Consider the following 23,343-nt stretch of genomic DNA (forward strand, 5'->3'; position numbering starts at 1 on the left):
AGAGCGCTGTTCTCCGGGCGCCGTCTCTGTAAACATTCCCTTCGAAAGAGTTTTCGGGGGATGTGCGCGGGGCGTTTCGGGGGAGACCGGTGACGGGATTTGTGTTCTTGCGCGTCCGCGCACACCGGTTGCTGGTCACGGCGGCGCTGCTGGCCGTCCTCCTGACCACCGCCGTCCTGGCCACCCTCGCCGCGTTCTCGGGTTCCGTCGGGGACGCCGGGCTGCGGCACGCCCTGCAGACCAGGGACGCGGCCGCCGCCTCGCTGATCATCAAGGCGGAGAGCCCCGAGGCGGACCGTGTCACGGCCGCCCAGGTCCGGCGCGGGGCCCGGCAGTCCTTCGACGGGCTGCCGGTGACCCTGCGGCAGTTCGACCGCTCGGGGCCGTACGCGCTGCCGCGAGGTCTGCAGACACCGGCTGCCCGCGAGGGCGAGCCCGACCTCACCACGTTCGCCCTGGCGGACCGCTCGCAGGTCCGCCTGTCGAAGGGCGCCTGGCCGTCGGCGGGACAGGGCGACGTGGTCGGCGTCGCCGTGCCCGAGGTCGCCGCGACGCAGCTGAAACTGCGGCCGGGGCCGCGGGTCCTGACCCTCACCGACCGGCTCGGTGGTCCCGCCGTGCGCATACGCGTCACCGGCGTCTACCGTCCCGTCGACCGGAACGATCCGTACTGGCAGCTGGACGAGCTGGGCGGCCGCGGCGTGCACAAGGACTCGTTCCTGACGTACGGGCCGCTGCTGACCGACACCGCGGCCTTCGGGTCCGCCCGGATCACGCGCGGCGGCGCCGCCTGGCTGGCCACGGCCGACTTCACCACGTTCGGCGCCGGCCGGGTCGACTCACTGCGCACGGCCGCGAAGAACAGCCAGAAGCTCGTCGCCGCCCAGCCCGGGCTGGAGAGCGGCGTGACCACGCGTACCTCGCTGCCCGACGTCCTCGACGCGTTGGAGCGGGCGCTGCTCGTGTCCAGGGCGACCCTGCTGATCATCTCGTTGCAACTGGTGCTGCTCGCCGCGTACACGCTGCTGCTGGTGGCCCGGCTGCTGAGCACGGAACGCGCGGGCGAGACCCAGGTACTGCTGGCCCGCGGTGCGTCGCGTGGCCGTCTCGCCGGGCTCTCCGCCCTCGAGGCGCTGCTCCTCGCGCTGCCCGCCGCCGTGTGCGCGCCGCTGCTCGCGGGTCCGCTCACCCGGCTGCTCGCCGGCCAGGGGCTGCTGGCCAGAATCGGGCTGCGCGTCGACACCGGTCCGACCGCGGAGGTCTGGCTGGTCGGCGTGGTGGCGGCGCTGGCCTGCGCCGCGGCGGTGGTGGCCCCGGCGCTCACCGCGGCCGTGGCGGCACGCGGGCGCGGCCGCACGCTGCCCGCCCCGCTGCGGACGGGCGCGGACATCGCGCTCGTGGCCGTCGCCGCCGTCGCCTTCTGGCAGCTGGACCGGAGTACCTCCGGCGGCGGCGCCCTCAGCGGTGACCGCGCGGGCGAGCTGGGCATCGACCCGCTGCTCGTCGTGGCGCCCGCGTTGGCGCTGCTGGCCGGGACCGTCCTCACCCTGCGACTGCTGCCGCCGACGGCGAAGCTCGCCGAACGGCGGGCGACCGCGGGCCGGGGCCTGACCGTCCCGCTGGCGGGCTGGCAGATCAGCCGCAGACCCCTGCGCGGCGCGGGACCGGTGCTGCTGCTGGTGCTCGCTGTCGCCATGGGCATGCTGGCCATCGGCCAGGGCGCGTCCTGGGACCGCTCGCAGGACGACCAGGCGGACTTCCGGTCCGGCGCCCCGGTACGCGTACTGGGCAGCGGCACCTCCCGGTTCGGCCAGGGCGGCGTGTACGACGGGATGCCGGGCGTACGGGCAGCGGTGCCGGCCGCCCGTACCGGTCTCGGTCTCTCGGGCGGACGCCAGGCCACCGTGCTCGCGCTCGACACCGGGCTCGCGGGCACGGAACTCCGGCTGCGGGACGACCTGGCCGACACCGACCCGGGCAAGCTGCTGAGGGCCCTGCGTCCGGAAAGGACCGCGCCCACGGGTGTGGTGCTGCCCGGTGACACGGCGCGCCTGGTCCTCGATGTCACCCTGCGCGCCGCGGAGGACGGCCCGCACGCGGGAGAGGGCACGACCATCGCGTTCACCTTCGAGGACCGCTTCGGAGTGCCCTACCGGCTGGAGTCGGACACACTCCCGGCGGACGGCAAGCCGCACGCGGTGACCGTCGACTTCGCCAAGGCCGCGGACGCCCCGGCGGGAAGGCCGGCGGGTCCGCTGGCGCTGACCGGGATGGAGTTCGACGAGGCGGGCTATCCGGACCGGATCGCCGCCAAGCGGCTCACGATCGGCGCGATGCGCTCGGTCACCGCGGACGGCTCCACCCGTGAGGTCACTGTGCCCGAGGACCTGGCGTGGGAGGCGAAGGCCACGGTGAGCGTCGAGCCCGACCCGACCAGGAAAGAGCGTGGCCCCGCGATCACCGCCGTGGGCTCGTCGCCCCGGACACCCCTCGACATCTCCTACCACACGGGCAGAGTGGTGTTCGAGGACCAATGGGGCCCGAAGCGCATGGTCACCGTCCGGGTCACGGCCGAGCGCGGAGAGCCGGCCCTGCCCGCCGCGCTCGCCACCGACCGCTTCCTCGAGTCCAGTGGTGCGCAGACCGGATCAGTGATCGACATCCCGATGCCCGGAGGCCCCGTCAAGGTGAAGATCGTGGGCGCCCTCCGCGGGATTCCGACCACCGGGCCCGGCGCGGGCGCCGTCGCCCCCGCCGCCTCGCCCGCGACCGACGGCGGCGCGCTGCTGATCGATCTGCCAGCCGTCAACCGGGTGCTCGCCACCCGTCCCGACTCGTCGTTCCCGCCCACCGAGTGGTGGCTGTTCACCGAGCGCGGGGCCGCGGAACAGGTCGCGGCGGCCCTGCGCGACAGGGCCGAGATCGACCCGACCCAGATTCAGGTGCGTGACGAGATCGCCGAGGACCTGCACGACGATCCGCTCGGCGCGGGCCCGCAGTCGGCGCTGCTCGCGGTGGCTCTCGTCGCCGCGGCCCTGGCCGCGGTCGGCTTCGCGGTGGGCGCGGTGGGAACGCTGCGGGAACGCGCGGCCGAGTTCGCGGTGCTCCGCGCGCTCGGCGCGCCGCGGCGCCAACTGGCCCGGCTGCTCGCCGTCGAGCAGTCACTGCTGATCGGTCTCGGGCTGCTGATCGGGCTGGCCCTCGGCGCGGTGCTCACCCGGGCCGTCGTACCGCTGATCGTGCTGACCGGACAGGCCACACAGCCTGCTCCGAGTGTGCTGGTGGAGCTGCCGCTCGGGCGCGTGGCGCTGCTGGTCGCGGGAGTCGCCGCCGCCCCCGTGCTCATCGTGGCGGCGCTGGCGATGCGCCGGGGCGATCCCGCCGCGGCGCTGCGTGTCCAGGGAGGCGAGTGATGTGAAGGCCACAGCCCCCTGGGTCCGGACCCGGCTGCGTACGGCGCCGGGGTCCGCCGTCGCCCTGCTGCTCCTCGTCCTGGTCACCTCCTTCCTCGCCGCGGCGTTCCCGGGCGCGGTGGCCGCGTACGAAAGCCGGGGCCTGCGCCACGAGGTGAGCGCCACCACACCGGACGGCAGCGTCATCCAGCTGAGCAGCGATCCCTGGCAGGACGTGGACGGCGGACCGGAGAAGAGCACCGACGCGCTGCGGGTCCCCCGGCTGACCGAGAACTACCGGAAGGTCCTGGCGGCCCTGCCGGACTCCCTGCGCGTCGACACCGGCCAGTCCGCCTACGGAGCACGCACCCTCAAGCCGGTGGCGGCCACCGACGCGTGGCTGCCCGAGCTGAACGGCGGCCGCCCGGTATTCACCCTGTCCGCCCAGACCGCAGTCGCGGGGCACTCCACACTGGCCTCGGGACGACTGCCCCGGGCGACCGCGGCGTCCGTCACCCCGGCCACCGACACCGTCGAGGCAGCGGTGACCTCCGCCACCGCCAGGTCCCTGCGCATCAAGGCCGGCTCGACCGTCCACGTGCCGCGGGCCGACGGCACGCCCCTCGCCGTGCTTGTCACCGGCATCGTCGAACCGCTCCGGCCGCAGCAGAGCTACTGGTCCGTCGAATCCGTGCTGCGCACGCCGACGCTCCTCCACACGCCGGATCAGCCCCCTCTGCCGTACTGGCACGGCGCACTGCTGCTGGCCCCCGAAGCGGCACCCGTCCTGCTGTCGATGGAAGTGAACACCGAGGCCTACTGGCGGGTCGCCCCCGACCCGGCAGGGCTGGACATCGCCGGTCTGCCCCGGATCACGCAGACCATCGCCTCCCTCGAACAAGGCCCGCTGCTGAGCGCGCTGCGCACCCAGGTCGCGCCGCAGCTGGAGATCAGCACCGGCCTGGACGACGTCCTCATCGAGTTCGAAGGCATCCGCGCCGCCATCAACCCGGTGGTCGCCGTCGCGGCCTTCGGCGTCGGCAGCGTCGCGGGCGTCGTCCTGCTGATGAGCGGCGGCCTGGCCGCCTCGCGCCGGCACGGCGAGCTGTCGCTTCTCCGCTCGCGGGGCGCTTCCGTCCGCGGCATCGCGGGGCGGCTGCTCGCCGAGGTCGCCGTTCCCGTGCCGGCCGGTGCGGCACTCGGCTGCGCGCTCGCGCTCGTCGTCGTTCCCGGGAGCCGGATGCTTCCGGCGCTGCTCGCCTCGGCCGCAGTCGCACTGTTCGCCTGCGCCACACTGCCGCTGAGGGCGGCGTTCCTGCACCGGCGGCCGCGCCTGCACAGCGACCGGGACGATCTCGTACGGGCCAGGCCGTCGCGCCGCCGGACCGTGGCCGAACTGACGCTGCTGGTGCTGGCCGTGGCAGCGGTCACCGCACTGCGGCGGCGGGGCACCTCGGGCGGTGACGCGGACGCACTGATCAGTGCCGCCCCGGTACTGGTGGGGGTGATCGCCGCGCTGCTGCTCGTACGGCTCTATCCGCTGCCCCTGCGGCTCGCGGCGTTGCCGGTGGCGCGACGGCGCGGCGCGGTCGGCTTTCTGTCGCTCGCCCGTGCGGGCCGTTCCTCCTCCGCCACCACCGTGCTCCCGCTGCTGGCGCTGCTCGTGGCGCTGACGACGGTGGCGTTCGGCGGCTCGGTACTCTCCGGTGTCGCCGATGCCCGGGACCGGGCGTCCTTGGCCGCGATCGGCGCCGACGCCCGGATCGATGCGGCTCAGGGGCTGCCGGACGAGCTGGCGGGGACGGTACGGAAGATGGCCGGGGTGAGCGATGTCGCGCCCGTCTACCAAGAGTTCGACCTGGACCTGCGGGACGGCCGGCTCGACCGCGTCACGCTGCTCGGCGTCGACCCCGATTCGTACGCGCGGCTCGCCGGCCGCACCGGCCTCGGTTCGTTCCGGGCCGGCGATCTGCGGAAGTCCTCCGGAGCACTGCCCGCGCTCGCCTCCCCCGCCGTCGCCGAACGGCTGCGCGGCGGGACGACGGAGATCGGTGAGGCGGGCGGCCCGTTCTCGGTCCGCGTGGACATGGTGCGCACCAGCACTCCCGCCGTCACCGAAGGCGACTTCCTGGTGGTCGACGCGGCAGGACTGCCGGGCAGGCACCCCGCCTCCACGCTGCTGATCTCCGGACCCTCCGTAGCCCGTGCCGACCTCGAGTCGGCGGCCCGCGCGGCGGGCTCCGCCACCGTGAAGCTGCGCACCGCCGAACGGGACAAGTTCACGGCGTCACCCGTGCAGAGCGGTGCCGAACAGATCTACGCGGTGGCCGCCGCGGCAGGAGCCGGGTACGCGGTACTCGCGCTGGTGCTCTCACTGCTCCAGACCTCCGCCGAGCGAACCGCGATGCTGGCCCGGCTGCGCACCATGGGCCTGACCCGCCGGCAGGGGCGCCGTCTGCTGATCCTGGAGAACCTCCCGCAGGCTCTGCTGGCCGCCGTGGGCGGCGCGCTGGTCGGCTGGGTGGCGATCCTGCTGCTGGCTCCCGGCATCGATCTCGGCCGGCTCGCTCTGGCCGGGCATGCGGCATCGCTCGGCCGGGTACAGCTGCGCGTCGATCCGGTGAGTCTGCTGCTGCCCGCGCTCGGCGTGGTGGCGATCGCGACGGCGGTGGCCGCCGCGCAGGCCTGGGTGATCACCCGCCGTACGACAACGACCGAACTCAGGGTAGGAGACACGCGATGACCGAGGCCTCCACAGGCGTCACCCTCGGCGAGCTGGAACGCCGGGCGGCCGCCCGGCGCGACCGGCCCGAGTACGGACACGACGCGCTGATCACCTGCGACCGGCTGGTCCGCATCTTCTCCACGGACGGAGTCGAGGTGCAGGCGCTGCAAGGGCTCGACCTGCTGGTCCGCGAGGGGGAGCTGATAGCCCTGGTGGGCGCGTCCGGCAGCGGCAAGTCGACCCTGATGAACGTCCTGGCGGGTCTGGACGAGCCGACGGCGGGCGCCGCGAAGGTGGCCGGGTGCGATCTGCTGACCATGAGCGCGAAGGACCGGCTGCGCTACCGGCGTGAGGTGGTGGGCTTCGTCTGGCAGCAGACGGCGCGCAATCTCCTGCCGTATCTGAGCGCCGTGCAGAACGTGACGCTGCCGATGCAGCTGGCCGGCCGTACGAGGAAGAAGGCCGAACGGGCCGCGCGCGCCGAATCACTGCTCTCCCTGCTGGAGGTGGCCGACTGCCGCGACCGCCGTCCGCACCAGATGTCCGGTGGCCAGCAGCAGCGTGTCTCCATCGCGGTGGCACTGGCGAACGAACCGTCGGTGCTGCTCGCCGACGAACCGACGGGAGAGCTCGACTCCCAGACGGCCGAGCAGGTCTTCGCCGCGCTGCGCATGGCGAACCAGGAACTCGGCACGACGATCCTGATCGTCACCCACGACCAGTCGGTGGCCTCCGAGGTCAGCCGCACGGTGGCCATTCGTGACGGTCGCACCTCCACCGAGACCCTGCGGCGCACGGAGGTCGACGCGACGACGGGCCAGGAATCGGTGGTGGCCAGGGAGTACGCGATGCTGGACCGCGCGGGCCGCCTCCAGCTGCCCGCCGATCACACCGATGCCCTGGGCATGCGTGACCGGGTGATGCTGGAGCTGGAAGCCGATCACATCGGCATCTGGCCCGACGACACGGCCGGGCAGTAGGGCCGTTGGCCGGGGCCGGGCCGGATCAGGGCGCGGCCGGCCGTGCGCACGATGTCCTGGGCGCGCCTGCTGAGCCTTTCGGCTTGTCCCCCGAGGAGTGCCCGGTGAGTGAGGGCGTCGCGGCAGGGTGGTCCGTTGGCTCTGCGGTGGCCCGGCATGGGAGGGAGATCGTGGGCCATTGGTCCATAGTGGCTGGTCCAAGTTGAACCATTAGCTCTTCAGGTGCTGCAATAGCTCTATCAATGGCGCTGCGGGTCCCTCCGGGATCTCTGTGGCGCCTTTTTCATGTCTGCGCTGATCGATGCGCGAAAGGGGCGGGGCTACGTGCTGAAGAGGGCGTTCGTCGCACACGATCCGGGGCGGATCCGGCTGCGGTTCGCGTCCCGGGCCGTGCTCGGTATCGGGCTCGCCGTGGCGCTGTGCGGGGCGGCCGGTCACTCACTGGCGGCCGCCATCACCGGTGGTCTGGCCGCGCTGCTCGCCCTGTTCACGGTGACCGATCCGACGGTGCGCGGCCAGGCGCTGACTACGGCGCTGCTTCCCGTCGTCGGCCTCCCGGTGCTCACGCTCGCGGCCGTGCTGCACGATGTTCCCGTCGCSCGTGACCTGGCGTTCCTCGCAGTCGTGGGGGCGGGGGTGTACGCCCGGCGGTGGGGGCCTCGCGGGCACGCGCTGGGCGTGTTCGGCTTCATGGCCTACTTCTCCGCCCAGTTCCTGCACACCGTCCCCGGCCGGCTGCCCGAGTTGTCCGTGGCCGTGCTGTTGTCGCTCGCCGCGTCGTCGGTGGTGCGGTTCGGGGTGTGGTGCTACGAACGGCGGCTCGCCGTACCCGTGGCGGTCGCCCCGCCGACCGGGGGAGCGGGGCTCGCGAGGATCACGACACGGCAGGCCGTACAGGCGACGCTGGGCTCGGGGTTCGCACTGGCCGTGGGGCAGGTGCTCTCCGATCAGCGCTGGTACTGGGCGGTCGGCGCCACCTGGTGGGTGTTCGTGGCCACGACCTCACGGGGTGAGACCGTCGTGCGCGGGTTCCGGCGCTTTCTGGGGACCGTGCTCGGGATCGGCCTGGGCTTCGCCGTGGCCGTGCCGCTGCACCACGAGCCGGTCGCGGCCGCCGTGGTCGTGGCGATCGGCGTGTTCGGGATCTTCTACTCCGCCGCCGTCTCCTACACCTGGATGATGCTGGCCGTGACCGTGATGGCGAGCATGCTGTACGGGCTGCTCGGTGTGCTCGACGCGGACCTGCTCATGCTGCGGGTGACCGAGACGGGGGTCGGGGCGCTCGGTGCCGCACTGGCGGTGCTGTTCGTGCTGCCGGTCACCACGCACGCGGTGACCGAGGCGTGGGTGGAACGCGCGCTGCGGTGCGTGCACACATGCACGGCGGAGGCCGCCGCACGGCTCGCCGGGAGCGAGGAAGCCGACCCGCCGCGGCGCGTCGGTGAACTGGAGGCGATCCTCGGCCGGGTGCGCCTGTCGCTCGCGCCGCTGGTGCACCCGCTCAACCCGATGAGGGCCCGCAAGCAACGGGCGCGGCACGTGCTCGCCCTGCTCGACGACTGCGCGCGGGAAGTGCGCGGACTGGCCTCCGTGGCGGCGGACCCGGAAGCCTCCCACGACGCCCGGCTCGCCGCGGCGTGCTGGCGCGTCGAGACCGCCGTGGAGGCGCTCACCGCGCCCGAGCGCCCGGCCCGCGCCACGGTGACCGGCGGCGTCCCGGTGCACGCGGCGGCCACGGAACCCGCCCTCGCCCACCTGCACGGCCTGGAGCGCGCGCTGGCCGAACTGGCCGCCCCCCTCCACGCCACGCCCCGGGGGCCGCTCCTGGCGGCCTGATCCCGCGCCCGGCTCCGTGGCCCGGAGTCCGCACCCCTGGTCCAGACCAGAAGGCCGCACTGCTACGGTCGCCGCGGAAGATCGCGGCGGCCGTCGTCGTCGCGATCAGTCGGCGGAGAGAGGCAGTGCGGTGGACAGCAGTAACGGTGCCGGACGGGCATTCATCGGGTCCTTCACCTCGGCGGGCGGGCGCGGCGTCACCGTCGCCGCCGTGGACGAGGAGACCGGGGCGCTCAGTGTCCTCGGCACGACGGACGTCGTACCCGATCCTTCGTACCTCGCGCTCGGCCGGGGCCCCGAAGGCGCGGTCCTCTACGCGGTGAGCGAGACGGAGAAGGGTGCGGCGGCGGCCCTCGATGCCGGCCACGATGTTCCGAGGCCGCTCGGAGAGCTCCGGCCGGTGGACGGCGACGGCCCCACCCATCTCGCGCTCGTGCGCGGTCATGTGGTCACCGCCAACTACGGTTCCGGCAGCGTCACCACCCTGCCCGTGCTCGCCGACGGTTCGCTCGGCGCGGCCTCCTGCGTACTCGCGCACGAGGGCGGTGGTCCGGTCGTCGAACGCCAGGAGGGGCCGCACGCGCATCAGGTCCTTCCCGACCCCTCGGGGAACTGGGTGCTCAGCGTCGACCTCGGCACCGACTCCGTACGGATCTGTGTGCTCGACCCGGCCACCGGGCAACTGCGGCCGCACGGCGAGACGGCGCTGCGGCCCGGTACCGGCCCGCGCCATCTCGCGTTCCACCCCGCGGGCGGTCACGCCTATGTGCTGAACGAGCTGGAGCCCACGGTCACGGTGTGCCGGTGGGACCCGGCCGCCGGGGTCCTGGAGGCGGTCGGCGAGACGCCCGTACTGCCCGAGGAGGCGATCGGTGGCGCGGGCCCGGCGAGCTATGCGTCCGAGGCCGTCGTCGCGCACGACGGCCGGTTCCTCTGGGTGGCCAACCGGGGCCACGACAGCATCTCGGTGCTCGCCCTCGACGCCACGGGCGAGCAGATGTCCCTGGTCACGACCGTGAGCTGTGGCGGCCACTGGCCGCGCGACCTCGCCCTCGACCCCACCGGCCGGCGGCTGTACGCCGCCAACGAGCGGTCGGGGGACGTCAGCTGGTTCTCCGTGGACCAGGAGACGGGTGTCCCGGCCCTGGGAGGGTCCCTGGAGGTCCCCGCAGCCTCCTGTGTGATCTTCGGCTGAGGAGCCGAGGAATCGCGGAGCCGAGGAGCTCAAGGGCCGAGGAACGGCGTACGCCCCGGGATCCGCAAGCGGGTCCCGGGGCGTACGTGTGTCACGGGCGGGCCGGGGTGTGCCGTCCGTCCCGCTCCCGCGACGGTCGGCACACCCCTGCCCCGGCCCGGATCAGTGGGCCTGGGCCCCCTGCGCCAACGCCGGAGCGATGCCGAGCGAGGACATGTACATCGACAGCACCAGCTTGCCGATCGCCGGATACGCGCCGAGCSGCTCGGCGCTCGCGCAGCCGGCCTCCTTCAGCGCGGCGTCCAGCATCCCGTCGGCCACCTCGGGGCCGACCAGGTAGGGCGCCACGGCCAGCTGCAGCGAGCCGGAGCCCTTCAGCTGCTCGGCGATCGCGGCGACCGAGCCCTCGACATCGAGTGCTGCGGCCATCACCGGTACCGCGAGCCGCGCGGCCAGCAGCATGCCGGTGATCCCCGCCGCCTGCACGGCCTCCTCGCCGCCCACCGTGGCCAGCACGATGCCGTCGGCGGCCGTGGCCACGGTGAACAGCCGTGCGCGGTCCGCGCGGGCCAGGCCGGCCTCGGAGAGGCGTACGTGCAGCGCCTCGGCGAGCAGCGGGTGCGGGCCGAGCACATCGGTCAGCTCGGCCGGAGCCTGACTGTCCTCGATCGCGCGGCGTATCCGCTGGACCAGCGTGTTGTCGGGTCCCGCGAGCAGCGGCACCACGACGGCGGCCGGGCCCTCGGGCTCGGCGACGTCACGGCCGACGGCCTTCGCCTGCTCGAAGCGCGCGATGCGCTCGGCGGCGGCGTGCGCGAGAACGGAGGCAAGGGTGGGGTACTCGGCGTCGTCGCCGTCGAGGTAGCCGATCAGGGCGTTCAGACCGGGCAGCTCGGAACGGGCGATGCTGATGACCTCTTCGGCCAGGCTGCGGCTGGCCGGGGACGGGGTACCGGGAACGGCGAGAACGAGCGCGGAAGCGCCCTCAGGTGCGACCACGGGCTCCGGGCGGCGGTGCCGTCCGGACTGGCGAGGTCGCGGCATTCGTACAGGCAGGCCGGAAGCGGGCCCAGTGGGGGTGCTCATGGCGCCGCATGCTACTGGTTTTGGGTACCCCGCTGCTCGGGGAGGGGCCGGTCGAGCGTTGTCTGTCCGCATTTATCCGATCAGTGGCTTACCGGTCGACTGCCCTGCTCTGTCGCCCCCCGGGAGGTGCCGGATTCCTGCGGGGACACCGTGACCCGGAGCAGGGTGGGATGGAGCGGCAGCCGGAGCCCGTCGGTGGCGAGCGCCTGTGCGATGCGCAGCGCACCGAGCAGCGGATCACCCGAACCGGGGACCGCCCGTGCCCGCGGCAGCTGTCGCGCCAGCTCCTCGCGCAGCGGTACGAGCAGCGGCTCGCCCATCCGGAACAGGCCACCGGTCAGCGCCACTTCGCACTCCGCGTCCGGTGTGCCCGCCTTCGGGCACACCGCGGTGGCGGCCTCGGCGATGTGGCCTGCGGCGTCGCGGAGGATGCCTTCGGCGACGGGATCGTGGGCCGCGGCGCACGCGGCCACCTCGGGAGCGAACGAGGCCAGGACCGCGGGCCGGTCGGTACGCGGATAGAGCAGGCCCGGCAGTTCCGGCGCCGGTCCGAACACCGCCTCCAGCCTGGCCAGCAGTGCCGGGGAGCCCCCGCGCCGCCCGTCGTGGGCGCGCATGGCCGCGTCGAGTCCGGCCCGCCCGATCCAGGCGCCGCCCCCGCTGTCGCCCAGCAGATGCCCCCAGCCGTCGGCCCTTCGCCACTGCGTGAGATCCGTTCCCAGCGCGATCAGGCCGGTCCCGGCCGCCACGACCGCGCCGGGCCGTTGCCCGACCGCTCCGGCGTACGCGGTCACCGCGTCGGCGGCCAGGGCCAGCTGCCGCAGGCCGAACGCGTCCGCCAGGGCCGTGGGCAGTTCGGCGCGCAGCTGGCCGCCCAGGGTGGCCATGCCGGCCGCCCCGATCGCCGCGGTGGCGATCCGGTCGCCTCCGCCGTGCCGGGCGAGCAGGTGCCGGACGGTGGGCAGCAGCTGATCGAGGAGGTGGGCGGCGTCGATGCCGGCGGGGCCGGTCCGCACCGGTTCGGCGCACACCGACGTGGCCAGGGGCTCTTCCCCGGCCACGGTGCCCAGCGCCACCCTCAGCCCGGAACCGCCCGAGTCGACGCCGAGGACGTACTCCCCGGCCGCATGCCCGTGTGACTCCATGGCGCGGCTCCCGTCAGCAGAGGAATGACGGCGGCAGCCTATCTCCAGGTCCTCCGCGACGAGCCGGGGGCGTCGCGGCGGACCGCCCCCGTGCCGCACGGTCACCGCAGGTGGGGGAGGGGCGGGAGACCGGTCGTTACGCCGGTAGGGTGAGCCTGTGACAGCGCGACCGTTGAACGAAGTTGTGGAGCCCGGCTGGGCCCGGGCGTTGGCCCCCGTGGCGGGACGCATCGCCGAGATGGGCGACTTCCTGCGGGCGGAGGTCGCGGCGGGCCGTACGTATCTGCCGTCGGGAGCGAACGTGCTGCGCGCGTTCCAGCAGCCCTTCGACGAGGTACGAGTGCTGATCGTCGGTCAGGACCCCTACCCCACACCCGGGATGGCCATCGGCCTGAGCTTCGCGGTGGCACCCGAGGTCCGTCAGCTTCCGGGCAGCCTGGAGAACATCTACCGCGAACTGCACACGGACCTGGGGCTGCCCCGCCCGTCAAACGGCGATCTGACCCCGTGGACGCGGCAGGGCGTGCTGCTGCTGAACAGGGCGCTGACGACCGCCCCCCGTAAGCCGGCCGCCCACCGGGGCAAGGGCTGGGAAGAGGTCACGGAGCAGGCTATCCGGGCGCTCGTCGCGCGGGGCACCCCGCTGGTGTCCATCCTGTGGGGCCGCGACGCCCGCAATCTCCGGCCGTCGCTGGGGGACTTCCCGGCGATCGAGTCCGCCCATCCGTCCCCCATGTCGGCCGACCGCGGCTTCTTCGGGTCGCGACCCTTCAGCAAGGCCAACGAGCTCCTGGAACGCCAGGGAGCGCAGCCGGTGGACTGGCGCCTCCCGTAGCCGAGGGCCGGGCTTCCGCCGCCCGGCCCTGGCCACGCGCCGCCGCTCCCCGGGTCCGGTCCCCCGGATCCAAGCCCGCCGGCGGCGGCGCGCGATGCTCGCCGGTCCCGGTCAGCCGCCGATCGTGGCCGCCCTGACGCACAGGACGTCCGGCAGGTGCGAGGCGAGCTGCTGCCAGCTGTCCCCGTCGTCCGCGCTCGCGTAGACCTCTCCGTTGCGGTTGCCGAAGTACACACCGGCCGGATCGGCGTCGTCCGTACAGAGCGCGTCGCGCAGCACCGTGCCGTAGTGGGCGCCGTCGGGGAGCCCCGAGGACAGCGGCTCCCAGCTGTCGCCCGCGTCGGTGGTCCGGAAGACGCGGCAGCGGTGGCCGGCCGGCACGCGGTCGGCGTCGGCGTTGATCGGGAAGAGGTACGCCGTGTCGGCGCGGTGCGGGTGCGCCGCCACCGCGAAGCCGAAGTCGGAGGGCAGGCCCGCGCCGATGTCCGTCCAGCTGCCCCCGGCGTCGTCGCTGCGGAACACCCCCCAGTGGTTCTGGAGATACAGCCGGTCGGGATCGACGGCGTCCCGGCTGACCTTGTGGACGCACTGGCCGAACTCCGGATCGGGATCGGGCAGGAAGACCGCCGACACCCCCCTGTTCGCCGGGGTCCAGCTCTCGCCGCCGTCCGCCGTCCTGAACACCCCGGCAGTGGAGACGGCGACCGTGACCGATCGCGGGTCCCGCTCGTCCGTCAGCACCGTGTGCAGTCCCTCGCCGCCTCCGCCCGGCACCCACTTCGAGCGCGTCGGATGCTCCCAGAGCGGGCGCACCAGCTCGAACGACTCGCCCCTGTCCCGCGAGCGGAACAGCGCGGCCGGCTCGGTGCCCGCGTACACGACATCGGGCGCCTCGGGGCCCGCCGGGTGCAGCTGCCAGACCCGTTCCAGCGAGGTCCCGGTGAACTCCGGGAACTTCACCGCCGGTTGCGCCGGCTCGACCCAGCTCGCGCCCAGGTCGTCGGAGTGGAAGACGGACGGACCCCAGTGTGCGCTGTCGCCGCCCACGAGCAGGCGCGGAACGTCACCGCGCTTGTCGATGGCGATGGAGTAGATCGCCTGAGCGTTGAAATGCGGATCGCCGAACTCCCATCTCCCGCCGCTCCTGCGGCCGATGAAGAGCCCCTTGCGGGTGCCTACGGTGAGCAGAACATCGGTCATGACCGAACCTCCCGAAACGCCGTTGTGCCGGATACGCGCCAGTCTGCACCCAGCCACTGACAGTGGCGCGCAGGACAGCTCCGGACAACGCAGCACGCACGGCCGGCGACGGGTTCCGAAGGCCCGGCCCTTCAGCGCTTTGGACCCTCAGCACCCCGGCCCTCAGCACCCCGGGCCGGGCACCCTGGGGCGGGTGAGGAGGCGGGTCGTGCTTCCGTCGTCCTCGGTGAGGTCACGGACGTGACGGAAGCCGATCCGGTTCAGCAGGGCGAGCGACGCCTCGTTGGCGGCGTCCACCGTCGCGTGCACCTCGGTCAGGCCGAGGGTGCCGAAGCCATGGGCGACCAGCGTCTCGGCGATCTCGGTTCCCAGCCCCTGCCCCCACGCCGTGGGGGTCACGGCGTAGACGATCTCGTGGCCGTCCACGCCGGCGGTGGGGGACGGCTTGATCTCCGCGTGCCCGACCGCCCGCCCGTCGTGCCGCACCACCCAGACGCCGAACAGGTCCTGTGCGTACACCTTCGTGAAGAGCCGCCCGAAGAGCGCCCGGTCCTCGGCCTCCTCGTCCACGCCGTCGCCCATCCAGCGCCCCACCCGGGCGTCCTGGAAGAGCGCGACGAAGTCTTCCTCGTCGGAGGGCGCGTACGGCTCCAGCAGCAGCCGCCGCGTGCGCAGGACAGGGGTCTTCATGCCGCGCGACGGTACCGGCGGCCGAACGGGCCCGCAACCGAGTGGATCAACGTCCGGGGGCCGCCGTGCTGCTGCGTACGACCAGGTTGGTGGCCAGGTCGACACGGGTGGTCGCGGGCTGCCGGCCCCGGCCGAGGTCGAGAACCAGCCGGGCCGCGGTCTCCGCCATCTCTATGAGCGGCTGGCGCACCGTGGTCAGCGGCGGCCCGATCCAGCGGGTGAGCGGCAGGTCGTCGAAGCCGACGACGCTGAGGTCCTCGGGGATCCGCAGTCCGAGCTCGCGCGCGGCCTCGTACACACCGAGCGCCTGAAGGTCGTTCCCGGCAAAGATGGCGGTCGGCCGGTCCGCCATGCGCAGCAGTTCCATGCCCGTGGTGTATCCGGCCTCGTGCTGGAACTCGCCCTCGCGGACCAGGGCGGGGTCGATCGGCAGGCCCGCGGTCTCCAGGGCGGCACGGTAGCCGTCCACCCGGGCACGGCTGCACATCATGCGCGACGGACCGCTGATCACCCCGATCCTGCGGTGCCCGAGCCCGGTGAGGTGGCGGGTGGCGGCGAGTCCGCCCTGCCAGTTCGTCGTCCCGACCGACGGGACGTCGTCGCCGGGGTCGCCGGCCGGGTCGACCACCGCGTACGGGATGTTCCGGCTGGTGAGCTGGGCGCGCTGAGCTGCGGTGAGGTCCGACAGGACCAGGATCACCCCGACCGGCCGGCGGGCCAGCACGCCGTCCACCCAGGTCTGCCCGGGGGTGAGGCGGCCCGCACTCTCCGACAGGACCAGACTCAGGCCCTCCTCGCGCGCGACGTTCTCCACGCCGCGCACGACCTCCATGGCCCACGCGCTGTCCAGCTCGTGGAAGACCAGATCGATCAACTGCGACTGCGTCGTGGAGCCGCGTCTGCGGCGGTAGCCGTGCAACAGCAACAGCTCCTCGACCTTGGTGCGTGTACCGGGGGCGACATCGGCCCGTCCGTTCAGCACCTTCGAAACTGTCGGAGCCGAGACTCCGGCCGCTCGGGCGATTTCCGCCAAGGTGGCGGCGCCGTCCGACGACTCGCCGGCAGGCGCATTCTCCTGATGTGACTGGACGTTTGCGGGGCTCATACAGGGAATCGTAACTGCCCGCCGCCAGGACGGAGGGGTGGGCCCCCAAGGAAAATTCCCTCGACCGGCCCTCTTGACTGGCTCGAAACACGACCGTACGGTTCCGGCAACATTCGCAAGCAGGGCCGAAACATTCGACAGAGGTGCGGTCATGGGGTCGGGAATTTTCACTCAGAGTACGCGTGTGGCGAGATGGACCGCTGCCGGTGCGGCCATGGTCATGGCCGGCGTGCTGGCGGGCTGCGGGTCGGACGGCGGCAGTGGCGGTGACGGCGGCACGCTCACCGCGTACGTCTACGGCGACGACGCGGTCAAGGTGCAGGAAGCCGCGGTCAAGGAGTTCAACAAGACCTCGAAGGTCAAGGTCAAGCTGATCCCGGTCCCGGGCACGGAGTACGTCAACAAGCTCCGCAGCGCCATGGGCTCGCCCAGCGCCCCGGACATCTTCTACAACTGGGGCAGCGGCTCCATCAAGCCCTACCGCGACGCCGGCCAGTTGGTGGACCTGACCTCGACCGTGAAGAACGACGCCACCCTCAAGGACGGCTTCCTCCCGTCCATCATCGAGGCGGGCAGCCTGGACGGAAAGATCTACGGGGTGCCCATGCGCGGCATGCAGCCCGTGATGCTCTTCTACAACAAGAAGCTCTTCGCCGAGAACAAGCTGGAGGCCCCCAAGACCTGGGAGGAGCTCCAGCACGCCATCACCACGTTCAAGGACAAGGGCATCACCCCCTTCGCGCTCGGCGGCCAGGAGAAGTGGCCCGAGCTGATGTGGCTGGAGTACCTGCTCGACCGGATCGGCGGCCCCGAGGTCTTCAACAAGATCCAGAGCGGGGACGCGTCCGCCTGGGCCGACCCCGCGGTCCTCAAGTCGGCCCAGACCGTGAAGGAACTGGTCGACGGCGGAGCCTTCGGCAAGAACTTCAACTCCGTCGACTACGGCAGCGGCGCAGCCCCCACCCTGCTCAGCAAGGGCAAGGCGGCCATGCACCTGATGGGTTCGTGGGAGTACTCGACCCAGCTCGGCAAGGCACCGGAGTTCGCCAAGAACGACCTCGCATGGGCCAACTTCCCGACTGTGGCCGGCGGTGTCGGTGACCCGGCCAACGTGGTCGGCAACCCCACCAACTACTGGTCGATCAACTCCCGCACCAAGCACAAGGAGGAGGCCATAGCCTTCCTCAAGACCATGGCCTCCAAGTCCTACGCCCAGGCCCTGGTCGACAACGGTGACGTACCGACCACGTCCAACGCCTCCGCGATGCTGAGCGGATCGCCCAACCCGCAGTTCGCGAAGGACCAGTACGACATGGTCCAGAAGGCGCCGAGCTTCACCCTCTCGTGGGACCAGGCGCTGGAGTCCGATGTCGCCACCCCGCTGCTCACCGAGATCAGCAAGCTGTTCGCCGGCAAGTCCACGCCCGAGCAGTTCGTCGCCGCGATGAAGGCCGTCAAGTAACAATGTCCCACGTCTCTTCGTACAAAAAGGTGCGCGGAGGAAGGAAGGCGGCCGCCGGCAACGTCGGCCGCCCCTCGGTCGCCTGGGCCGTGCCCGGCATCGTCTTCTTCGCCCTCTTCGCGATCGTCCCGCTGGCGATCGCCGTCTATCTCTCCTTCTGCCGCTGGGACGGGCTGAACTCCCCGACCCCGATCGGCATGGGCAACTGGACCCGGCTCTTCAAGGATCCGGAGTTCCGGCAGGCCGCCTGGCTCAGCCTGCTGCTCACGTCGATCAGCTGGCTCTTCCAGACCCCCGTCGCCCTGCTCCTGGGTGTCTGGGCAGCGGGCAGACAGCGCAGCCGGGCCGTGCTTTCGGCGGTCTTCTTCATTCCGCTGCTGCTCTCCACCACCGCCATCGCGATGCTGTTCCACGCGCTGCTCGACCCCAACTTCGGCGTCATCAGGACGATCGGCCCGTGGTTCGGCATCGACCCGAACATCATGGGCTCCTCGACCGGCGCCCTGCTCACCGTGGCGTTCGTCGGCGGCTGGCAGTTCATGCCGTTCCACACTCTGATCTACCAGGGCGGCACCCGGCAGATCCCGCAGGTCCTGTACCAGGCGGCGGAGATCGACGGGGCGGGCATGCTCCGCCAGTTCTTCCACATCACCCTGCCGCAGCTGCGCCATACCATCACGACCTCCTCGGTCCTGATGATCGTCGGCTCGCTGACCTACTTCGACACCGTACTGATCATGACCAGGGGCGGCCCGGGCACGGACACCACCGTGCTCCCGTACCTCATGTACCGGACCGGCTTCCAGACCTACGACCTCGGCTACGCCGCGGCGATCGCCACGGCCCTGGTCGTGGTGGCCACCGCCCTGTCGCTGATCCTGGTCCGCTTCAGCGGCTTCGGGAACATGCGGTCCACCCGGGAAGGTATGTGACGCGATGTCAATCGACACCCGCCCCGTGGCAGGCCCCACGCAGCCCGTGACCCGGAGCCGGCCGGCTTCCGCCCGGCGCCGCAGGAAGTGGGGCAACCCCCTGGCCGGCCTGGGCTCACTGGTCTGGCTGCTCATCGTGGTCGTCCCGCTCTACACGCTGATCTCCTCGTCGCTCATGCACCAGGACGAGGCGCTCAACGGCGACCCGCTGGCCGTCCCGACCAACCCCACGCTCGAGAACTACCGCACCGTGCTGGACAGCGGCTTCTCCACGATGCTCACCAACACGGCGATCGTCGCCGTGGCCACCGTCGCCATCGTCCTGCTGCTCGCGGTGCCGGTCGCCTATGTCGCGGTACGCACCCGCAGCCGGCTTTCCTCGCTCGCCTTCCGGACCTTCCTGCTCGGCGTCGCGATCCCCGCTCAGGCGGTGATCGTGCCGCTGTACCTGCTGATCAGCAAGCTGGGTCTGTACGACAGCCTGCCGGCGATCATCCTGCCGACCGCGGCGTTCGCGATGCCGGTGGCGGTGCTGATCCTCAGCGGCACCATGCGTGACGTCTCCGAGGAGATGTACGAGGCGATGGCCCTCGACGGCGCGACGCCCCTGCGGATGCTGTGGCAGCTGGCGATCCCGATGTCCAAGGGCGGCATCAGCACGGTGGCGATCTACACGGCGCTCCAGGCGTGGAACGGCTTCCTGTTCCCGCTGATCCTGACCCAGTCGGAGGAGAACCGTGTCCTGACGCTGGGCCTCTTCAACTTCATGTCCCAGTTCGGGATGAACATCCCCGCCGTGCTGGCCGCGATCGTGCTCTCCGTCGTGCCGATCTTCGCCGTGTACCTCGTGGCGCGCAAGGCACTGGTCAACGGACTGATGGGGGTGGGCGGCAAGTAGTACTTCACGCCGCCCGTACCACCGCACTCACGAGAGGAACCCTGCCCCCATGGCAATCCCCGCTGTCCCGCACGCCCGCAGCACCGGAGCGGCCCCGCCCGTCGACGGCGCCTGGCGCGACCCCTCCCTCACCCCGGAGGAGCGGGTGGCCGACCTGATCCCCCGGATGACCCTGGAGGAGAAGACCGCCCAGCTGTACGGAATCTGGGTGGGCGCCGACGCCGAGGGCGACGGGGTCGCCCCGCACCAGAACGACATGGTCGATCCGGTCGACTGGGACGACCTGACGGCCCGCGGTCTCGGCCAGCTCACCCGGCCGTTCGGCACCGCTCCCGTCGACCCCGGAGTCGGAGCCCTCGCCCTGGCCCGCGCCCAGGAACGGATCGCGGAGGCCGGCCGCTTCGGCATCCCCGCCCTCGCCCACGAGGAGTGCCTGGCCGGCTTCACCGCCTGGGGCGCGACCGCCTACCCCGTCCCGCTCTCGTGGGGCGCGGCATGGAACCCGGACCTGGTCGCCGAGATGGCCCGGCGGATCGGCGCCGACATGAGGGCCGTCGGGGTCCACCAGGGGCTGGCGCCGGTCCTGGACGTGGTGCGCGACCTGCGGTGGGGCCGGGTCGAGGAGACCATCGGGGAAGACCCCTATCTGGTGGCCACCATCGGCACGGCCTATGTGCGGGGGCTGGAGTCCGCCGGAATCGTCTCCACGCTCAAGCACTTCGCCGGATACGCGGCCTCCGCCGGCGCCCGCAACCTCGCCCCGGTGCGGGCCGGGGCCCGTGAGGTGGCGGACGTGATCCTTCCGCCGTTCGAGATGGCCCTGCGGGAGGGCGGGGCGCGTTCGGTGATGCACTCGTACGCCGAGATCGACGGCGTGCCCGCGGCCGCCGACCCGGCCCTGCTCACCGGGGTCCTGCGGGACTCCTGGGGGTTCACCGGGACCGTCGTCGCCGACTACTTCGGCATCGGCTTCCTGGAGACCCTGCACAAGGTCGCCGCCGACCGCGCCGGCGCCGCCCGACTCGCCCTGAGCGCCGGCGTCGACGTGGAACTGCCCACCGTCCGCAGCTACGGCGACGTCCTCGTCGCCGCTGTCCGGGACGGGGCGGTGGACGAGGCGCTCGTCGACCGCGCCCTGCGCCGCGTCCTGCTCCAGAAGTGCGAGCTCGGACTGCTCGACCCGGACTGGTCGCCGCTGCCCACCGCGCTGAAGGGCGCGGACCCCGAGAAGGCCCGTGACACCGTCGACCTCGACCCGCCCGAGAACCGGGCCCTGGCCCGGGAGCTCGCCGAACAGGCCTGTGTGCTGCTCGCCAACCCCGGCGGCACGCTGCCGCTGCGGAACGCCGGGCGCATCGCCGTGGTCGGGCCCCGCGCGGACGACGCGCTGGCCATGCTCGGCTGCTACTCCTTCCCCAGCCACGTCGGCGTCTCGCACCCCGAGTTCGAGAGGGGCATCGACGTGCCGACGGTGCTGGAGTCGGTGCGCGGGGAGTTCCCCGGTGCCGGGGTGGACTTCGCGGCCGGCTGCGAGGTGGACGGCACGGACACCTCCCGGATCGCGGAGGCCGTCCGGCTGGCCCGGGACTCCGATGTCTGCGTGGCCGTGCTCGGCGACCGGGCCGGTCTCTTCGGCCGCGGCACCTCCGGCGAGGGTTGCGACGCGACCGATCTCGCACTGCCCGGCGTGCAGGGCGAGCTCCTCGACGCCCTGCTGGCGACCGGAACGCCGGTGGTCCTGATCCTGCTGACGGGCCGCCCGTACGCGCTGGGACGCTGGGCGGACCGTACGGCGGCGATCGTGCAGGCCTTCTTCCCGGGCGAGGAGGGCGGTCCGGCGCTGGCCGGGGTGCTCTCCGGCCGGGTCAACCCCTCCGGCCGGCTGCCGGTGAGCGTTCCGCAGGGGCCGGGCGGTCAGCCGTGGACGTATCTGCAGCCGCCGCTGGGGCTGTTGAGCGGGGTCAGCAACGTGGATCCGACACCGCTCTACGCCTTCGGGCACGGCCTGTCGTACACGACGTTCGCGTGGGGGCAGGGCGATCCCGCCCCGCAGGAGATCCCCACCGACGGCTCCGCCGAAGTCGAGGTCACGGTCCGCAACACCGGGGAGCGGGACGGGGCCGAAGTGGTGCAGCTCTACCTCCACGACCCGGTGGCCCAGACCACCCGGCCGCAGGCGCGGCTGATCGGCTACGCCAGGGTCCCGCTCGCCGTCGGCGCGGCGGCCAGGGTCCGGTTCCGCTTCCATGCCGACCTGGCGTCCTTCACCGGCATAGGCGGCCGCCGCGTCGTCGAACCCGGCGAGCTCGAACTGCGGCTCGCCGCCTCCAGCGACGAGGCCGACGTCCGCCGGACCCTGCGGCTCCGGCTCACCGGCCCCGAACGCGTCGTCGACCACCGGCGGGAGCTCGTCTGCGGTACCTCGGTCGAGCCCGCACCCGTACCGGAGCCGGCCGCGCACTGACCGGTCCTGCCCTCGGACCCGCACCATCCTCTTCGTGAACCTCCCCGCCACCGAGCGGTCCTCCTGCCGGCTGCGGGGAGGTTCACGAAACTTTCGAAGTGTCTTCATCGAACGTGCGTCGATCCCGGCATCCAGATTCCGGGGGAGCCGTGCCCACCGAAAGGGATATGTCATGCGCAAGACAACACAGGCCGCCATGATCGGTACCGCCGCCGCGGCCCTGCTCGTCTCCTCCTTCACCCTCAGCGCCTCGGCGGCCCCCGAGCACTCCGCCTCGCACGGGAAGCCGAAGCCCCCCGCCGTCGACACCCTGGGCGGTCTCGGCGAGCGGGCCGACCTGCGCATCGGTACCGCGGTCGACATGGCGGCCCTGGCCGCGGACGCGCCCTACCGGGCCAAGGCGGCGAGCGAGTTCACCTCGGTCACCCCGGAGAACGTCATGAAGTGGGAAGTCGTCGAGAAGGAGCGGGGCATCCACGACTGGGCCGCCGCCGACGAACTGGTCGACTTCGCCAGAGCCAATGGACAGCTGGTGCGCGGGCACACCCTGCTCTGGCACAACCAGCTGCCGGCCTGGCTCACCGGGGGCGACTTCAGTGCCGGCGAGCTGCGCGCCATCCTGCGCAAGCACATCACCGACGAGGCCGGCCACTTCAAGGGCCGGATCTGGCAGTGGGACGTCGTCAACGAGGCCTTCAACGACGACGGCACCCTGCGCGACAGCATCTGGCTGCGGAAGCTCGGCCCCGGCTACATCGCGGACGCCTTCCGCTGGGCGCACCAGGCCGACCCCAAGGCCAAGCTGTTCATCAACGACTACAACATCGAAGGCGTCAACGCGAAGAGCACGGCGCTCTACGACCTCGTCGTGGAGCTGCGCAAGCAGCACGTACCGATCGACGGCGTCGGCATCCAGGGCCACCTCTCCGTCCAGTACGACGCCCCGCACGACATCGCCGACAACATGAAGCGGTTCGACGACCTCGGTCTGGAGACCGCGATCACCGAGGCCGACGTACGCATTCCGATGCCCTCCGACAGCACCAAGCGGGAGGCGCAGGCGGAGGGGTACGACGTGCTGCTGCGGGGCTGCCTGCTCACCCGTCACTGCACCGACTTCACCGTGTGGGGCTTCACCGACAAGTACTCCTGGGTGCCCGACACCTTCGAGGGCGAGGGTGCGGCCAACCTCTTCGACGAGAACTACACGGCCAAGCCCGCGTACAAGGCCCTGACCCAGGACCTGAAGCTCGCCGCCGGCCGGGACTGACCGCTCGCGGGGTGCGGGGCGGCATCGTCGGCCCGGTGGCCACCGTGAGGGGCCCGGCCCCGTACCGGGCCCATGTTCGGGCACTCATCCATCCAATTTGTCAAGAACGTGAACAAATAGGAGAGCAG

The 23,343-nt window shown here is 72.4% G+C and carries 16 protein-coding genes; 11 read left to right on the forward strand and 5 right to left on the reverse strand.

The window, feature by feature from the left end; genetic code table 11:
• The first annotated feature begins 89 nt into the window (after positions 1-89).
• The 5 genes from EAO72_RS01680 (at position 90) to EAO72_RS01700 (ending at position 10,128) form a co-directional block, all read left to right on the forward strand.
• Positions 90-3,413, forward strand: coding sequence for an FtsX-like permease family protein (locus EAO72_RS01680; protein WP_148015371.1), 3,324 nt, complete (start codon positions 90-92; stop codon positions 3,411-3,413).
• Position 3,414: 1 nt separating this feature from the next.
• Complete coding sequence (locus EAO72_RS01685) at positions 3,415-6,135, forward strand: FtsX-like permease family protein (RefSeq protein WP_261991269.1); 2,721 nt, start codon at positions 3,415-3,417, stop codon at positions 6,133-6,135.
• A complete protein-coding gene (locus tag EAO72_RS01690; protein ID WP_148015373.1) occupies positions 6,132-7,097 on the forward strand; it encodes an ABC transporter ATP-binding protein in 966 nt (321 codons plus the stop codon). The genes EAO72_RS01685 and EAO72_RS01690 overlap by 4 nt, the downstream gene beginning before the upstream one ends.
• A gap of 324 nt (positions 7,098-7,421) precedes the next feature.
• A complete protein-coding gene (locus EAO72_RS01695; protein WP_148015374.1) occupies positions 7,422-8,933 on the forward strand; it encodes an FUSC family protein in 1,512 nt (503 codons plus the stop codon).
• A 130-nt stretch (positions 8,934-9,063) separates the two neighbouring features.
• Entirely contained in the window at positions 9,064-10,128 is a 1,065-nt protein-coding gene (locus EAO72_RS01700; RefSeq protein ID WP_148015375.1) for a lactonase family protein, read from the forward strand.
• A 162-nt stretch (positions 10,129-10,290) separates the two neighbouring features.
• On the opposite strand, the gene EAO72_RS01705 is transcribed toward EAO72_RS01700, so the two are convergent.
• Positions 10,291-11,214: a sirohydrochlorin chelatase gene (locus EAO72_RS01705; RefSeq protein WP_148015376.1), complete on the reverse strand. Its 924-nt coding sequence runs from the start codon at positions 11,212-11,214 to the stop codon at positions 10,291-10,293.
• A gap of 80 nt (positions 11,215-11,294) precedes the next feature.
• On the reverse strand, positions 11,295-12,359 hold the full coding sequence (locus EAO72_RS01710; RefSeq protein WP_148015377.1) for an N-acetylglucosamine kinase: 1,065 nt from the start codon (positions 12,357-12,359) through the stop codon (positions 11,295-11,297).
• Positions 12,360-12,516: 157 nt separating this feature from the next.
• Here EAO72_RS01710 and EAO72_RS01715 point away from each other — a divergent pair, with 157 nt between their 5' ends.
• Complete coding sequence (locus tag EAO72_RS01715) at positions 12,517-13,194, forward strand: uracil-DNA glycosylase (RefSeq protein WP_148015378.1); 678 nt, start codon at positions 12,517-12,519, stop codon at positions 13,192-13,194.
• A 111-nt stretch (positions 13,195-13,305) separates the two neighbouring features.
• On the opposite strand, the gene EAO72_RS01720 is transcribed toward EAO72_RS01715, so the two are convergent.
• The 3 genes from EAO72_RS01720 to EAO72_RS01730 form a co-directional block, all read right to left on the reverse strand.
• Positions 13,306-14,394 (reverse strand): WD40/YVTN/BNR-like repeat-containing protein, encoded by a 1,089-nt coding sequence (locus tag EAO72_RS01720; protein WP_148015379.1) that lies wholly within the window; start codon positions 14,392-14,394, stop codon positions 13,306-13,308.
• A gap of 162 nt (positions 14,395-14,556) precedes the next feature.
• Complete coding sequence (locus EAO72_RS01725; protein ID WP_148015380.1) at positions 14,557-15,084, reverse strand: GNAT family N-acetyltransferase; 528 nt, start codon at positions 15,082-15,084, stop codon at positions 14,557-14,559.
• 46 nt (positions 15,085-15,130) lie between these two features.
• The gene (locus EAO72_RS01730) at positions 15,131-16,189 is read right to left on the reverse strand and encodes a LacI family DNA-binding transcriptional regulator (protein WP_187284887.1); all 1,059 of its coding nucleotides are present in this window, start codon (positions 16,187-16,189) and stop codon (positions 15,131-15,133) included.
• Positions 16,190-16,403: 214 nt separating this feature from the next.
• On the opposite strand from EAO72_RS01730, the gene EAO72_RS01735 reads away from it, so the two are divergent.
• The 5 genes from EAO72_RS01735 to EAO72_RS01755 all read left to right on the forward strand — a co-directional run bounded on the left by EAO72_RS01735 (position 16,404) and on the right by EAO72_RS01755 (position 23,215).
• Entirely contained in the window at positions 16,404-17,651 is a 1,248-nt protein-coding gene (locus EAO72_RS01735) for an ABC transporter substrate-binding protein (RefSeq protein WP_148015532.1), read from the forward strand.
• 2 nt (positions 17,652-17,653) lie between these two features.
• The gene (locus EAO72_RS01740; protein WP_148015381.1) at positions 17,654-18,583 is read left to right on the forward strand and encodes a carbohydrate ABC transporter permease; all 930 of its coding nucleotides are present in this window, start codon (positions 17,654-17,656) and stop codon (positions 18,581-18,583) included.
• 4 nt (positions 18,584-18,587) lie between these two features.
• Entirely contained in the window at positions 18,588-19,481 is an 894-nt protein-coding gene (locus EAO72_RS01745) for a carbohydrate ABC transporter permease (protein ID WP_148015382.1), read from the forward strand.
• Between the two features lie 49 nt (positions 19,482-19,530).
• A complete protein-coding gene (locus tag EAO72_RS01750) occupies positions 19,531-21,945 on the forward strand; it encodes a beta-xylosidase/alpha-l-arabinosidase (protein WP_148015383.1) in 2,415 nt (804 codons plus the stop codon).
• A 172-nt stretch (positions 21,946-22,117) separates the two neighbouring features.
• Positions 22,118-23,215 (forward strand): endo-1,4-beta-xylanase, encoded by a 1,098-nt coding sequence (locus EAO72_RS01755; RefSeq protein WP_148015384.1) that lies wholly within the window; start codon positions 22,118-22,120, stop codon positions 23,213-23,215.
• Positions 23,216-23,343: the final 128 nt, after the last annotated feature.

The organism is Streptomyces sp. OR43, assembly GCF_008042275.1.
GTDB lineage: Bacteria > Actinomycetota > Actinomycetes > Streptomycetales > Streptomycetaceae > Streptomyces.